The 14,280-nt window shown below is 73.6% G+C and carries 11 protein-coding genes; 6 read left to right on the top strand and 5 right to left on the bottom strand.

Features of this window, described 5'->3' with window-relative positions; all coding sequences use genetic code 11:
• The first annotated feature begins 2 nt into the window (after positions 1-2).
• Together ACGFIZ_RS27795 and ACGFIZ_RS27790 are read left to right on the top strand one after the other, a co-directional pair.
• Positions 3-224 carry a zinc ribbon domain-containing protein gene (locus tag ACGFIZ_RS27795; RefSeq protein ID WP_393424070.1) on the top strand — a complete coding sequence of 74 codons (222 nt, stop codon included), beginning with the start codon at positions 3-5 and terminating at the stop codon, positions 222-224.
• Positions 225-268: 44 nt separating this feature from the next.
• A complete protein-coding gene (locus ACGFIZ_RS27790) occupies positions 269-553 on the top strand; it encodes a hypothetical protein (protein ID WP_393424067.1) in 285 nt (94 codons plus the stop codon).
• Here the strand turns inward: ACGFIZ_RS27790 and murD are convergent.
• On the bottom strand, positions 478-1,827 hold the full coding sequence (murD, locus tag ACGFIZ_RS27785; RefSeq protein WP_393424064.1) for a UDP-N-acetylmuramoyl-L-alanine--D-glutamate ligase: 1,350 nt from the start codon (positions 1,825-1,827) through the stop codon (positions 478-480). The genes ACGFIZ_RS27790 and murD overlap by 76 nt on opposite strands.
• 72 nt (positions 1,828-1,899) lie before the next feature.
• On the opposite strand from murD, the gene ACGFIZ_RS27780 reads away from it, so the two are divergent.
• The gene (locus ACGFIZ_RS27780; RefSeq protein WP_393424085.1) at positions 1,900-3,225 is read left to right on the top strand and encodes a hypothetical protein; all 1,326 of its coding nucleotides are present in this window, start codon (positions 1,900-1,902) and stop codon (positions 3,223-3,225) included.
• A 66-nt stretch (positions 3,226-3,291) separates the two neighbouring features.
• Here ACGFIZ_RS27780 and ACGFIZ_RS27775 read toward each other — a convergent pair whose 3' ends face one another.
• Both ACGFIZ_RS27775 and ACGFIZ_RS27770 read right to left on the bottom strand, forming a co-directional pair.
• The gene (locus ACGFIZ_RS27775) at positions 3,292-5,145 is read right to left on the bottom strand and encodes a PucR family transcriptional regulator (RefSeq protein ID WP_393424061.1); all 1,854 of its coding nucleotides are present in this window, start codon (positions 5,143-5,145) and stop codon (positions 3,292-3,294) included.
• Positions 5,146-5,243: 98 nt separating this feature from the next.
• Positions 5,244-6,215 (bottom strand): TrmH family RNA methyltransferase, encoded by a 972-nt coding sequence (locus tag ACGFIZ_RS27770; protein WP_393424058.1) that lies wholly within the window; start codon positions 6,213-6,215, stop codon positions 5,244-5,246.
• Between ACGFIZ_RS27770 and ACGFIZ_RS27765 the strand changes: the two genes are divergently transcribed.
• Together ACGFIZ_RS27765 and ACGFIZ_RS27760 are read left to right on the top strand one after the other, a co-directional pair.
• The gene (locus tag ACGFIZ_RS27765; protein WP_393424055.1) at positions 6,145-6,486 is read left to right on the top strand and encodes an ArsR/SmtB family transcription factor; all 342 of its coding nucleotides are present in this window, start codon (positions 6,145-6,147) and stop codon (positions 6,484-6,486) included. The two genes, ACGFIZ_RS27770 and ACGFIZ_RS27765, sit on opposite strands and share 71 nt — an antisense overlap.
• A 3-nt stretch (positions 6,487-6,489) precedes the next feature.
• Entirely contained in the window at positions 6,490-6,975 is a 486-nt protein-coding gene (locus tag ACGFIZ_RS27760) for an SRPBCC domain-containing protein (RefSeq protein ID WP_393424052.1), read from the top strand.
• 45 nt (positions 6,976-7,020) lie between these two features.
• On the opposite strand, the gene ACGFIZ_RS27755 is transcribed toward ACGFIZ_RS27760, so the two are convergent.
• Both ACGFIZ_RS27755 and ACGFIZ_RS27750 read right to left on the bottom strand, forming a co-directional pair.
• The gene (locus tag ACGFIZ_RS27755; RefSeq protein ID WP_393424049.1) at positions 7,021-7,584 is read right to left on the bottom strand and encodes a dihydrofolate reductase family protein; all 564 of its coding nucleotides are present in this window, start codon (positions 7,582-7,584) and stop codon (positions 7,021-7,023) included.
• Positions 7,585-7,719: 135 nt separating this feature from the next.
• On the bottom strand, positions 7,720-10,998 hold the full coding sequence (locus ACGFIZ_RS27750) for an NACHT domain-containing protein (protein WP_393424046.1): 3,279 nt from the start codon (positions 10,996-10,998) through the stop codon (positions 7,720-7,722).
• Between the two features lie 655 nt (positions 10,999-11,653).
• On the opposite strand from ACGFIZ_RS27750, the gene ACGFIZ_RS27745 reads away from it, so the two are divergent.
• The gene (locus ACGFIZ_RS27745; RefSeq protein WP_393424043.1) at positions 11,654-14,251 is read left to right on the top strand and encodes a lantibiotic dehydratase; all 2,598 of its coding nucleotides are present in this window, start codon (positions 11,654-11,656) and stop codon (positions 14,249-14,251) included.
• Positions 14,252-14,280 lie beyond the last annotated feature (29 nt).

The following is a 14,280-nucleotide window of genomic DNA, read 5'->3' as shown; positions in this document are numbered from 1 at the left end:
AAGTGCCAGCAGCGTACACGTCGCAAACGTGCTCAACCTGCGGGCACCGTGACCCCCGCTCCCGTAACGGCGTCGCGTTCACCTGTACTTCGTGCGGGCACCTCGACCACGCCGATACCAACGCGGCCCTGAACATTCTCAACGCGGCCGGGCGTGGTCGTGTACGGACGTGGAGCCCGGCACCTGCGGGCTGCGAAGCGTCAACCACCCGGCGCGCCGCATGAGCGCCGCCAGGAATCTGCCCTCTTCAGGGGGCAGAGGAAGTCAAGTGCCATTCCAGCACGCCGACGCGATCCGCACCCTGGGTGTCCCCCTCGGCGTCGACGTGGACACCGTCGGCGTCGAGCCCCACTGGTCCCCCGAGGCGGGCCTGCACCAACCGGTCGCCCCGGGGACGTACCTGCAGGAGCTGCGCTCGGCGATCCGGTCGATGCGGGCCCTCCACGACGCGCTGTCGGACGGCCGCGCGAGGGCCGCTCAGCCCGCCCCGGTCTCCGCGACGGCCGCGCGGAACGCCTCCGAGCGGTGCTCGAAGTTGCGGAACCGCCCGTAGCTCGGCGCGGCCGGCGACAGCAGCACCACCCCGCCGGCGGGGGTCAGCTCCCGGGACAGCCGGACGGCGTCGACCAGGTCGTCGACCGTCTCGGTGCGCACCTTCGGCAGCCCGGCGAGCGCCTCGACGATCCGCGGCCCGCTGTCCGGGATGCCGATCACGGTGAGCTCCCGCTCCGCCAGGTGCTCCCGCAGCGGCGTGTAGTCCAGCCCCCGGTCGGTGCCGCCCACGATCACCGTCAGCGGCCGCTCCTCGTACGCGTCGATCGCGTGCATGGCCGCGTACGGGCTGGTGGCCAGGGTGTCGTCGACGAAGGTGAGCCCCGACGGGTCGGCGATCTCGGCGAGCCGGTGGGCCAGCCCCTGGAACCGGGCGACCGCCGCCGCGAGGTCGTGGCGGCGGGCGACCACGTCCACGCCCAGCGCCTCCAGGACGGCGAGGGCCACGCACAGGTTGCCCTCGTTGTGCCGGCCGACCAGGGGCAGCGCCGTGCGCGGGAACAACGGCCGGTCGCGCAGGTGGAACCAGGGGGCGCCGTCCGGGCCGGGGGCGACGTGGGTGGTGTCCGGGAGGCCGGCGCGCACCGCCGGCCGGTCACCCAGCTCGGCGGCGAGCCGGGGATCGGCGCCGTTGACCACCACGGTCTGAGGACCGTGCGCGACCAGGTTCAGCTTGTCCCGGTAGTACTCCCGCTCGCCGCCGTGCGCGTCCAGGTGCTCGGGGAACAGCGCGGTCACCACCGCCACCCGGGGCGAGTCGGTGAGGTCGGTGCACTGGTAGCTGGACAGTTCCAGCACGTACAGCTCCGCCTCCGGCAGGTCGAGCAGCGGGACGCCGATGTTGCCGCCGAAGACGTTGGGCCGGTCGACCGCGGTGAGCAGGTGGCTGATCAGGCTGGAGGTGGTGCTCTTGCCCTTGCTGCCGGTCACGCCGACCGTGCGGCGGGCGTGGTCGGCCATCCACAGCGCCGTGCCCTGGGTCACGGTCACGCCGCGGCGGCGCAGCTCGGCCATCCACGGGTGGGTGTTCGGCACCCCCGGGGAGCGGACCACCACGTCCGCGGCGAGCAGGCGGGCCAGCCCCTCCTCGCCGGTGACCAGCGGCGCCGCCTCCGCCAGCGGTCCCTCCCAGGGCAGCGACAGGAAGGTCGCGCGGTCGTTGACCGCGCAGAGACTCGCCGGACCGTGCGCGGCGACGGCTGTCGCGGCGGCCATTCCCTCGCGGCCGGTACCCCAGACAGCCACAGAACGTCCGCGCAGGTCGGAAAGGTGCACCGGTGATCTCCTCGCTCCTGGGGGGGCCGACGCGGACTAGTATGACCTGTGCTTACCGGACAGCTCGGGCGGATGGACGCCTTCACCTTCCCGTCCTACTCCATCGACCTCTCCACCGGCGAGGCGTTGTTCGACTACGCCCTGACCGGCCCGGACGGCGAGCTGCGGTTCACCGAGGCGATCACGCTGCCGCTGCCGGCGGACCCGCCGTCGGACGCCACCGTGGCCAGCCTGGGCCGGGTCCTGGAGCTGCTGCACGTCGTCGCCGGGGTGAGCTACTACAAGGCCGCCGCGCCGCGCCGGCTGGTGCTGCCGGCGCCGCTGGGCCCGGCCGCCGCCCGGCTGGTCACCGCCGTCTACACCAAGGGCCTGGCCGAGTACGCGTACCGCAACCGGCTGCCGCACGTGCTGGAGCTGACCCCCGAGGTCCCGGCCGGCGAGGTCGCCCCGGCCCGGCCGTACGACGACTCCGACCGGCGGCCCCTGTCGGCCGTCGGCGGCGGCAAGGACTCCATCGTCACCCTGGAGGCGCTGCGCCGGGCCGGCCTCGACCCGGTGCCCTTCTCGGTGAACCCGAACCATGTCATCGTCTCGGTCAACCGGGCGTCCGACCTGGTCCCCCTGGCCGCCCGCCGCCGGCTCGACCCGGCCCTGTTCGACCTCAACGCGGCCGGCGCGCTCAACGGGCACATCCCGGTCACCGCGATCAACTCGCTGATCGCGGTCGCGACCTCGGTGCTGGGCCGGCTCGGCCCGGTGGTGATGTCCAACGAGCGCTCCGCGTCCGACCCGAACCTGGTGTGGAACGGCCACGAGGTCAACCACCAGTGGTCCAAGGGCGTGGAGGCGGAGGGGCTGCTGCGGGCGGCGCTGGCCGAGCACGCCGGCCTGACCGAGCCGTACTTCTCGCTGCTGCGGTCGCTGTCCGAGCTGCACATCGCCCGGCTCTTCGCCGAGACCGACCGCTACGACGACGTGGTGACCAGCTGCAACGCCGCGTTCAAGCTGCGCGACGCGAGCGAGCGCTGGTGCCGCGACTGCCCCAAGTGCCGGTTCGTGTTCCTGGCCATGGCGCCGTTCATGTCCCGGGAGCGGGTCACCCACATCTTCGGCGGCGACCTGCTGTCCGACGAGGCGCAGCTTCCCGGGTACCGCGAACTGCTGGGCGTGGACGGGCACAAGCCGTTCGAGTGCGTCGGCGAGGTCGAGGAGTCGGTGGTGGCGCTGAGCCTGCTCGCCGAGCAGGAGCAGTGGCGCGACGCGCCGGTCGTCCGCGCGCTGGTCGACGCGGTGCCGGCCACCGCCTGGTCTGCGGCGGCCGCCTCCGACGTGTTCACCCCCGGCGGTCCGAACCACGTCCCCGCGCCGTACGCCAAGGCCCTGACCGCCCTGACCTGACTGTGAGGCGTGCCGCCCGTTCGCGGCCGGCCACCCGGCCGGGACGGGCCGGGCGGCGGCTCCGCGTCACGGCGAGCGGATGGCGTCGAGGGTCAGCAGGGCCACGTGCAGGGAGAGGCAGGCCTCCACCGAGTCGAGGTCCACGTCGAGGACGCGGGCGATGCGGGCCAGCCGCTCGTAGAAGGCGGGCCGGGACAGGTGCGCCGCGGCCGCGGCCGCGGACTTGTTCCGGCCGTGCTCCAGGTACGCCCGCAGCGTGCCGAGCAGCTGCTCGCGGGGGTGCCGGGCGTCGTACGCCAGCAGTGCGCCCAGCTCCCGCTCGACGAACGTCTGCAGGCGCGGTTCCTCCCGCAGCAGGTGCAGCAGGCCGGCCAGCCCGACGTGCGGCAGCCGGAAGATCGGCAGGTCCCGCCGGTCGCGCCGGGCCGCGTCGGCGATCTGCCGGGCCTCGACCAGCGAGCGGCGCGCCTCGCGCAGGCTGCCGACCCCCGAACCGGCGGCGACGATCAGCCCGCAGCCGGCGCTCCGGGGCGCCCCCACGCCCGGGCGGGCGCCTCCGGCGCCGGCGCGACGGCCCGGGGCGGCCTCCGGCGCGCGGCTCGGCCCGGCGTCCACCCGGGCGCGGCGCAGCGCGGCGGCGAACGCGGCCAGCGCCCGCTCCTCGGCCGCCGCGTCGGGCAGGGCGAGCAGGACGCCCACGGCCTGGTCGTCGACGGCGCTGCTCAGCCCGGTGAGCTTCGCCTCGCGCAGGGCCTGCCCGACCGCCTCGGAGAGGTCCCGCAGCCGGGCCGGGCCGGCCTCCGGGTCGATGGGGCCGGGCTCGCCCGCGCCGCCGTTCTCCCCGGCCGGCTCGTCGCCGCGGTGCCGCACCACCACGCCCACGAGGTGCCGCCGTTCCAGCACCACGCCCAGAGCCCGCGCCCGCAGGGCCACCTCGTCCACCGGCCGGGAGTGGTCGAGCAGGGCGGTGAGCAGGGTGCGGTGGATCTGCCGCTCCAGCCCCTCGGCGTCGCGGCGGATCAGCCGGCCCAGCGCGAGGGTGGAGGCGGCCCGCTCGACGAGGATGGTCAGCCGGGTCGGCGGGGCGGCGGGCGGCGCCGCCACCTCGGCGCGGCCGGGCACGGTGTCCCCGTCGGGGTCCGCCTCCGCGCCCTGGCCGGGGCCGGGCGACAGCCGTCCGCAGGTGGTCAGCTCGCTGCCGGCCGGCCAGCGCAGCAGCAGCCGTCCCCAGTCCTGCCCCCGGGCTCCGACGGTGGTCACCAGCCAGCCGCTGTCCGGGTCGTACGCGGTCCGCCCGGCCGGGTTGATCCGCCGCGAGTGCTGTTCCCAGCCGTCCAGCAGCAGCTCGGCGCTCTCCCCCGCCGGGTCGTACGCGAGCACCTGCCGGGACAGGTTCTCCAGCACCACCGGGCAGCCGGCCAGCTCGGCGGCCTGCGAGACCACCTCGGCCGGCCCGGCGCCCTCGACCGACAGCTCGGTGAAGCGCTGGTGGATCTCCTCGGTCGCCCGCAGCTCGGTGAGCTGGGCGTCCACGATCAGCGCGTGCACGGCCTCGGTGACCCGGACGAACGGGGTGGCCCGCCGCAACTCGACCAGGGGCAGGCCGCGCCGCTCGGCGGCGGCGGCCATCACCCGGGGCACCGCGCTGGCGTACCGGCGGCCCAGCTCGACCACCAGGCCGGAGACCCCGACGTCGGCCAGCGCGCTGACGAACTCGCGCAGCCCCGCGTCGTCGGCCGGCAGCCCGATGCCGGTGGTCAGCACCAGATCGCCCCCGCGCAGCAGCGGGGCGATGTCCGGCACCTCGGCCACGTGCACCCAGCGCACCGGCCGGTCCAGGCCGGACTCCCCCGCGACCAGGCGGGGCGCGCCGTGGCGCACCGGGTCGAGCGCGAGAACCTCACGGACGCTGGGGAACACGGGCGACACGCTACCTGGATGCGGGCCACCGCTCCGCCCGCCGCGTCGGCGCCCGGCGGGAGCGCCGCCTCGGTCCCTGCCACCGCCCGGCGGCCTTCCTACACCGGGTCGTCGCGGCCCAGTTCCCAGAAGGCGACGGCGGCGGCCGCGGCCACGTTCAGCGAGTCCACCCCACGGCGCATCGGGACGACCACCTTCACGTCGCTGGCGGCCTGGGCCGCCTCCGTGAGGCCGGGACCCTCAGCGCCCAGGAGCAGCGCCGCCCGCTCCCGCTGCGCGGGGGTGAGCCGCTGGATCGGCACGGCGTCGGAGGCCGGCGTCATGGCGAGCACGGTGAAGCCCGCCTCCCGAACCTGGTCCAGGCCCGCCGGCCACCGCTCGAACTTGGCGTACGGGACCGCGAAGACCTCCCCCATGCTGACCCGTACGCTCCGCCGGTACAGCGGATCGGCGCAGGTGGGCGAGAGAAGAACGGCGTCGATGCCGAGCGCCGCCGCCCCCCGGTAGATCGCGCCGAGGTTGGTGTGGTTGTTCACGTCCTCGAGGATCGCCACGCGCCGGGCGGCGGCGAGCACCTCGGCCGGGTCGGGCAGCGGCTTGCGCCGGAACGAGGCGAGCACCCCCCGGTGCACGTGGAAGCCGGTGGCCCGCTGGAGCACGTCCTGGCTGGCCGCGTACACGGGGGTGTCGCCGGTGTCGAGGTCGGCGAGCTGGTCGACCCGTTTCGCGTCGACGAGGAACGACCGGGGGGCGTACCCGGCCCGCAGCGCCCGGCGCAGCACCAGTTCCCCCTCGGCGATGAACAGGCCGTGTGGCGGCTCCCACCGGGTGCGCAGCTCCACGTCGGTCAGGGCGCGGTAGTCGGCGATCCGGTCGTCGTCGGGTTCGGTGATCTCGTGGACGGGCACCCGACGATTCTGCCGGACCGCCCCGGGCCGCCCGCCGCTGGTTGTCGAGGGCGCTTGACAACGTACAACCGATCGGTTGTATATTGGAGCGGTGAGCGAGGAGAGCGACGACCGGGCCGACGCCCTGTTCCACGCGCTCGCCGACCGCACCCGGCGCGACATCCTGCGCCGCGTGCTGGCCGGGGAGCACTCGGTCTCCGCGCTCGCGGCGAAGTACGACATGAGCTTCGCCGCGGTACAGAAGCACGTCGCCGTGCTGGAGAAGGCCGGCCTGCTGACCAAACGACGCAGGGGTCGTGAGCAGCTGGCCAGCGGCGACGTGGCGGCGGTGCGGTCGGTGACGTCCATGCTCAGCGAGCTCGAACAGATCTGGCGCGGCCGCATCGCACGCATCGACCTACTCATCGCAGCCGACCCCGACCAGGAGGACTGAACAATGCCCGTGACCGACGTCCGGCACGACCTCGACAACCTGACCCTGACCATCACCGCGGACTTCGCCGCGCCGGTGGAGCGCATCTGGCAGGTGTACGCCGACCCCCGCCAGCTGGAGAAGGTGTGGGGACCGCCGAGCCACCCGGCGACCGTGGTCGACCACGACCTCACGCCCGGCGGCCGCGTGACCTACTACATGACCGGCCCCGAGGGCGACAAGTACGCCGGGTACTGGTTGGTCACCGCCGTGGACGAGCCCCGCGGCTTCTCCTTCGACGACGGCTTCGCCGACCTGGACTTCAACCCGAATCCGGAACTGCCGGTCTCCAAGAACGTCTACACCTTCACCGCGCACGACGGCGGCACACGCGCGACCTACGTGGGCACGTACGCCTCCGCCGAGGCGCTGCAGCAGGTGCTGGACATGGGCATCGTGGAGGGCGCCTCGGGGGCGATCAACCAGATCGACGACCTGGTCGCCTCCTGATCGTCGGGGGCCGGGGCCGATGCGGCCCCGGCCCCGGCTCCGGCCTCAGCCCGCCGCGCGCCGACAACGCAGCAGCACCGACCGACCGTCGAAGGTCCGCGTCCCCACCAGCCGCAGGTCGAGGCGCTCCCGGTCGGGGAAGACCGGCGTGCCCCCGCCGAGCACCACCGGATGCACGACCACCTGGTACTCGTCGACCAGGCCCAGCCGGGTCAGCGCGGCGGCGGCGCCGGAGCCGCCGGTGAGCAGCAGGTCCCCGCCCGGCCGCCCCTTCAGCTCGGTGATCTCGGCGGCCAGGTCGCGGCCGATTACCCGGGCGTCGTACTCGGCGCGCTCCAGCGTGCGGGAGATGACGATCTTGGGGGTGCGGCGCCACACCGGCGCGAACGCGAGGTTGTGCGGGTCCTGCGACAACTGCTCCGCGCGCGGCCAGTAGTGCGACATCAGGTCCCACACCCGGCGGCCGTAGAGGAAGGCGTCCGCCCGGCCGGTCAGCTCGATGGAGTACGCGGACAACTCCGGCCCCATGACGGGCCAGTCGAACTCGCCGTTCGGTCCCTCGATGAACCCGTCGACGGACTGGTGCACCCAGTGGACGAGCTTGCGCATGGCGACGACCTCCTGCCCGGCAGCGCCCCCGGCGGGCGCCGTCACCGATGGGTCGGAGCCACCTGGCCGGATCCGACACGCAACCCTTGTTTCCTGCAGGGTTTTCCGGGATGCGGGTTCCGGACGGCGTACCGGCTACTTCCGCCAGGCGGGGGCCATCCGCTCGGACATCTCCCGCCAGAAGGTCCGCAGGTCGTTCCGGTTGACCGCCTGCCAGCCGGCCCGCCCGGGCGATCGGAACCGGGTGCCCACCAGGTCGATCTGACGAGCGCAGAAGGCCTCGTCCATCTGGTACGGCAACTGGTCCCCCTTCGGCGGCAGGGGACACAGCCGGAAGGGGCAGTCATCGATGCAGGTGGAACCCGGCTGGACGTCGTTGGCCTGGCGACGGCTCAGGGTGACCCGCATGGCGGTGCGGTCGATGGTGAGGCACGGGGGCAGCTCGGCCCGGCTGGCCCGGCTGAGCCGGCGGGCCCGCTCGTCGTTGTCCCGTCCCCGGTCCGCGAGGTTGAGCAGCAGCATCACGTCGGCCAGCAGCCGCTGGGCCCGCGGCTCCAGCACCGCCCAGCCGTGCGAGGGCGGCAGCCAGGAGTCCTGGAGCCGGCGGATGCCCGGCTGCGGGCTGACCGACCCCACCCGCCCGACGATCTCCCGCTCGTCCAGCCAGCAGTGCCGCTCGGGATGACGGTCGATCAGCGCCTCGACGCAGAGGTCCGCGACCGCGCGGACGAGCGGGTGGGCCGTGCCGCTGCCGGGTTCCGGGGCGCGGCTGCCGCCCCCGGCGATGGAGGTCCAGAAGCCGACCAGCCCCCGCGGGTCCGAGCCGTGTCCCCGGTCGCGCAACACCTCGCCCGGATCGCGGGGCAGCGCCAGCAGGGTGAGCGCCTGGATGAGCACCAGGTGGGAGTACCAGAACCGGGAGTGCCGCAGCGCCTTCTCGGCCTCCTCGATCAGCACGCTGCGGTGCGCCGGGTACGCCCGACAGTTGGCCGCCAGCCGGAACCCCTGCGCCAGCGTGATCTCGTAGACCCGCGCTCCGTCGGAGGCGTCGGTGGCCAGGCGGTGGACCCAGCGGCGTAGCGTGTCCCGGGCGACGCCCCGCCAGTCCGGTTCGTCGGGGGCGTGCTCGCCGTCGGCGAACAGGAACAGCGACGGCGCGATCCAGGCCCGCAGTTCCTCCAGCCGCTCCCTGCTCTGGGTGCCGGCCGCCTGCGGCGGCTCGTCGAGCAGGTCGCGCAGCGCGTGCACGGCCGCGTTGCCGCCGCTGGCGATCTCCCGGGCGGCGGCCAGCCGAGGAAGGTACGAGGTCTCGTCCGCCATCATCTGGAACAGTTGCCGATACTGCGGCTCGGGTCGCTGCCCCCGCAGGCCGGGCTCCGGCGGCCGGTCCCGCAACTGCCGGGCGGCGTCGCCGTACCGGTGCACCATCGCGGTCTTGGCATCTTCGAGGGGGCGGTCGGTGACCGAGCCGTCCCCCTGGTAATTCGGCCAGGCCTGCTGGATGGCGTCGGCCAGCCTCCGGTGGGCCGTGTGCCCGGTGGCGGCGTCCATCTCCAGCGCCGCCGCGAACATCTCCACCGCCCGCGTACGGTTGCGCGTCCCGGTCGCCGCGTCGCAGAGCCGGTGTACGAGGGTGATCGAGCGGTTTCGGGTGGCCCTGACGTCCCTGATGTCGGCGGACAGTCCCATCCGGTGCCGGACGGCGTCGCCGAGCCGCAGCCGTTTCCCGCTCGCCGCAGGCGGGTTCCGCCGCCCGTCCAGCCGTTCGAACGCCCCGCCGCTGCGCGTGTAGAGGGTGAGGGCGGAGAGCATCTCCCGGCCGGGGCCGTCGTTGTTGGCGAAGGCCCGGGCCAGGAAGTCGTCGTCGTGCAGGGCGGCGGTGAGGTAGCGGCAACCGAGGTACGCCTGGATCACGCCGTGCTGGAATCGAACCCCGTCCTGCTGCTTCACCACGATGTTCAACCCGTCCCCGGTGGTTTCGGCGAGCCCGAGGTCCTGCGGGTTGTCGGCGCTGAGCTTGCGCAGCCGCGTCCGCAGCTCGGCCAGGATCCACCGACGGCCCGCGTCGGGCCCGTCGTCGGCGCCGGCGAGTTCGGTGGTACGCACCGACAGCCGGTTGTTGCGCAGCCCGATGCAGGCGAGCGCGGAGAGCACCTCGATCGCGTCGGCCCGTTCGGTCTGGGGCATGCCGTAGTCCTCGTACAGGTCCCCGGCCGTGATGGCGTCGCACCACTCCTCCAGCAGGCTCCAGCGCAGTGCGGATCTGCCCTCGTCCCTGGATCGGACGTGGTCGAGGCGGTCCACCTCGTGCAGCTGGCTGATGACCCGCAGGAAGAACGGCGAGTCGGCGACATCGGCCGCCTTGACCAGCCCGGCGATCCCGTCCCACTGGTTGCCCGCGTTCGAGCGTCGACCGCGGGCTTGTACGTACTCCAGGGCGGCGCCCTGGGAGAGCGGATCCAGCTGCAGCAGCAGCGCGTCCAGCCCGCGCAGCGGATCGTCGGGCCGCGAGGCGACCACCAGCGGGAGACGCTCGCGCACCGCACCGCGCATGGCCTCCCGCAGTACGCTGTCCCGGTCGGCCGGCTGGGCGGAGTCGGCGAGGACCTCCTCCAGGCCGTCGGCCAACACCACGACGCGGTTCTCCAGCCAGAGCCGCCGCCACACCTTGTCGGCCTCACCGGCGGCGTGCAGCCGGGTGTCGATGGTGCGTTGGAACTGTTCCAGCGCGAGCTGGTGGAAGTTCAGCTTCTCCGGATCGGTGACGGTCCGAAGGTCGACCCCGATCGGTACGACCTTGGTGGCCATCAGCATCTCCGCCAGGCGGACCAGGGTTGCCGTCTTGCCGGTGCCGATGCTCCCCACCAGCAGCAGCGGCCGCCGGCTGCGTTCGTCCTGTAGCCGCTGGATCATGAGTTTGCACAGTTCGTCGCGGCCGACGACGTGGCTCGCGTCGACGTCGCGTTCGGCGGTGGGCAGCAGCATGCGCAGGTTGCGCAGGGCGTTGCGGTCGTACCAGCGGCGGACGGGGCCGTACCGCCAGAAGAGGAAGACCGCCAGTCCCAGCGCCAGCGCCAGCGGGCCCTTGACGAACCCCTCCACCTGCCCGCAGTAGTACGACCTGGGCGGCTCCCCCGCGCACCACGTCGACATGGGCAGGAAACCGGGCTCGGTGTCGAGGACCGTCAGAACCAGGGAGAAGACGGTCCACACCACGAGCACGCCGGCGGTGGCGAGGATGGCCCACCGCAGCCTGCGGTGGTACCGCCAGCCCATCCGCTGCTCGACCCGCTCGTCCGTCCGCCGACGGCGGCTCCGCTCGGTCTGGCGTTCCCGTCGGGTGCGCCACCTGCGCCTGCGCTGGCGTAACCACAGCTCGGTCGCCCAGACCGGGCCACGTCTCGGCCCGCGCATGGACACCCCCATGATCCACATGGCCGCCTACGGCACAGCGGGCCACACCTGCCCTCCACACCCAAGCTACTGCCCCCTGCCGCAGCCCAGTGCCTGGTTACGGCGAATCCCGCGGCGCCAGGGCCGCTGTCGGCACGACGGCGGTGGGCAGTTGGGTGCCGGTGCCGGTGCCGACGCCCGATGGCCCCCTGCCTGGTGGCACCCCGACGACCGTCGACCGTTGGCCTTTCACATTGATTCTGGTATATTTCCGGCGAAGGGGATCAAGGTAGCCACAAAACTGGGGAGCTTCGTCTCGTAATGTTTATGCATCGCTGGTGCTGGATGGCGCACCGAACCTTCCATCGCGATCCAGGCGGCGGCGCGCAGTGTCAGAGAGTCTACCCGGTTCCGCCCTGACTGCCAGCCCGACGCGCTTCCTGACGAAGCTCCCACAGCCTGCGGCGCCGGCAGCCGGTGTTGCGAAAAGCGTCTCGACCGAGCTGCCGCATCAGCACCCGAGCGGCACCGCCGGCTATTTCCCGGCGCGTCGGCAAATGACATCAGGCGGGCCCGCACGAGCCTGCCCTTGGTCAGCCCGCCGACTCCTACCCGACCTGTCCGGGCAAAAGGTTGCCGGCGTGCCGTCACAACAGTCAATTGTGGAGACCCGCACATGGAAACTGCCGCCGCAGAACTGAAACGCCCGGAGGTCGCAGCCTCCGCCGACGACGTCCGCTCCGGTTGGTCGCTGGTTCCCGTCGCGCTGCTGCGCCAGGCCGGTTTCCCCCTCTCGCTGCTGGACCGGCTCGTGGACGCCCCGGCGGTCCGGCGAGCCGAGGCCCTGCTCGACCGGCGCGACGCCACCCGCCGCCTCGCCGGGCAGGTGAAGGCGGTGCTGCGTGCGGCCGGCGCGGGCACCGGGGGCGACCTCGCCTCCGGCGTGGGCATGCTCCGGCCGTTCTCGGAGCCGGAGCTGGCCCGGCTGCGAGCCGCGCTCACGGCCCCCGAACTCCGTGTCGTCGAGAGCTACCAGGAGGCGGCCGACGACCTCGACCGGGCCTGGACCGGGCTGGACTCGTGCGTCACCGAGGGGCTGGCGAGTTCCCGCCGAGCCGTGGTGGAACTCTTCGCCGATCCGATGCTCCGTGAGGTGCTGCTGCTGTCGAACGACGCGCGGTTCGGGGACTTCTCGACGTGGCTCGACCGCGGCGCGACCGGGTCGCCCGGCCACGTACGGCGGATGACGGACCTGCTCACCATGTACCTCCAGCGGGTCACGGCGAAGAACGAGACCCACTCGCACTTCGGTCCGCTCTCGGTCGCCCGGCTGGACCCCGACGCCACGGGCGTCTCGTGGTCCACCGGGCCGCTGCGCCGGGTCGCCTTCCTCAGCCACTGGGCGGGCGAGCGCCTGGCCGAGGTGTTCAGCGCCCAGCCCGCGGCGTTCGAGTTCGTCCGACCCCGGCGCCGGCCGCTGGCCTTCGTGACCGGTTCCCGGCTCGCCCTGTACGCCTTCCGGACCACCACCGGGATGCCGGACGACTGGCGCTTCGTGGCGGTCGCCTCCGCCGAACTCGACGCCGACCAGCTGTGGCTCTGGCACCACTGCGACGGGGACCGGACGGTCGCCGAGCTGCGGGCGGCCTGGCGGCGCCGCGACCCGGCCGTCACCCGCGACCTCGACGAGGTGCTGCGGGAGCTGGTCGACCGGGACTGGCTCGTCGGCCGCTGGGAGATCCCGATCGGCTCCCCCGACCCGCTGGGCGTGCTGGCCGCGCAGCTGCGGGGCCTGGCGTCGGAGGGCCACGAGGTCGGGGCACGTGGGCTGGCGGTCGTGCGGCGGTTCCGCACGGCGCTCGACGACTTCGCGGCAGCCGCCCCGGCCGACCGTCCGGCCGCGCTGGCGGCCGTCAAGGACGACTTCGAGACGGTCGCCGGCACCAGCGCCAACCGGGGCAGCGGCACGCACTACGCCGACCGGTCCGTCCTCTACGAGGAGGCGTACGGGCGGGTCCGGGGGCTGCGCATCGGCACCGACGTCGCCGAGTTGATCAGCCACGAACTCTCCCTCGTGTACGAGATCGCGCTGCTCGGCCCCCGCCTGCGGATCCTGCGGGAACGGGAACTGCTCGCCCGGTGGGTGCGCGAGCGGTTCGGCAGCGGGGTCGAGGTCCCACTCGACCGGTTCTACGCGGACTTCCACGCCCACGGGGGCGCCCTGCGGGACGACTGCCTGCTGGTGGACCGGGAGATCGACGCCGCGTACGGGGCGGTCCTGGAGACGCTGCTCGACGGATGGACCGGGACCGAGCCCGAGGTCGTCGTCGACCGGGAACGCGTCGAGCGGGTGCTCGCCCGGTACCCGGCCGAACTGCCCGCGCTCTGCAACCCGGACGTGATGCTCGCGGCACCCGACGCGGCCGCCCTGGCCCGGGGGGACTTCCTGGCCGTGGTCGGGGACTGCCACGCCCTGCGGGAGGTGCTGACGCATTCGAGCTTCGCCCCGCTCATCCAGGCGGAGGCGCCGGAGCTCCTCGACGAGGTCCACACCCGCTACCTGGACCTCCTGGACGACGGTGAGGTGCTGGTCGACCTCGCCCGGGCCCACCCCGACAAGACGGGCGCGCAACTGGTCTATCCCTGCCCGGACCTCGAGGTCTACGGTCGCTCGCCCAAGGACCGCGACCTCGTCGTCCGACCCGGCCAACTGGTCGTCGTCGCCGACCGGGACCGACTGGAGCTCCGCGTGCGCGGCACCGGTCGGCGGATACGGCTCATGGCGCCGCTCGCGGGTGGTCCCAGCATCCGCCAGGACCCGCTCTCGCCGTTCTCCTTCCCGCGCCACTTCGGCGGCCTGGGGCTGCGCACGGATCGCCGCAGACTACCCCGGATCAGGTACGGCCGGGTGGTGCTCCAGCGGGCTCGCCGGCGGATCCCGGCGCGCGAGTTCCGGGGATGGAGCCCGGGCGTCCGGCCCGCCGGCGGGGACGCGGCCGAGTTCGCCGGGGCGCAGAGCCTGCGGCGGTCGCTCGGCCTGCCGCGGACGGGATTCGTGAAGGTCAGGGGCGAGCCCAAGCCGGTGTACGTCGACTGGTCGTCACCGTTGCTGGTACGGCAACTCTTCCGGCTGGTGCGGGGCGTCGATTCGGATGTCGAGTTCAGCGAAATGCTGCCGGATCGCGACGGCCTCTGGTTGGAAGTGGACGGAGAGAAATACACCAGTGAACTCCGGTGCGCTGTCTTCTCGCGACGAGGAATGCCTGCCCGCTGACCGCCGCGCAAACTCCATTGAAGGAGTCG

The organism is Micromonospora sp. NPDC048830 (assembly GCF_043198215.1).
GTDB lineage: Bacteria > Actinomycetota > Actinomycetes > Mycobacteriales > Micromonosporaceae > Micromonospora.
Note: the sequence above shows the minus strand (reverse complement) of the source record. Positions and strands in the feature narration are given on the sequence as shown.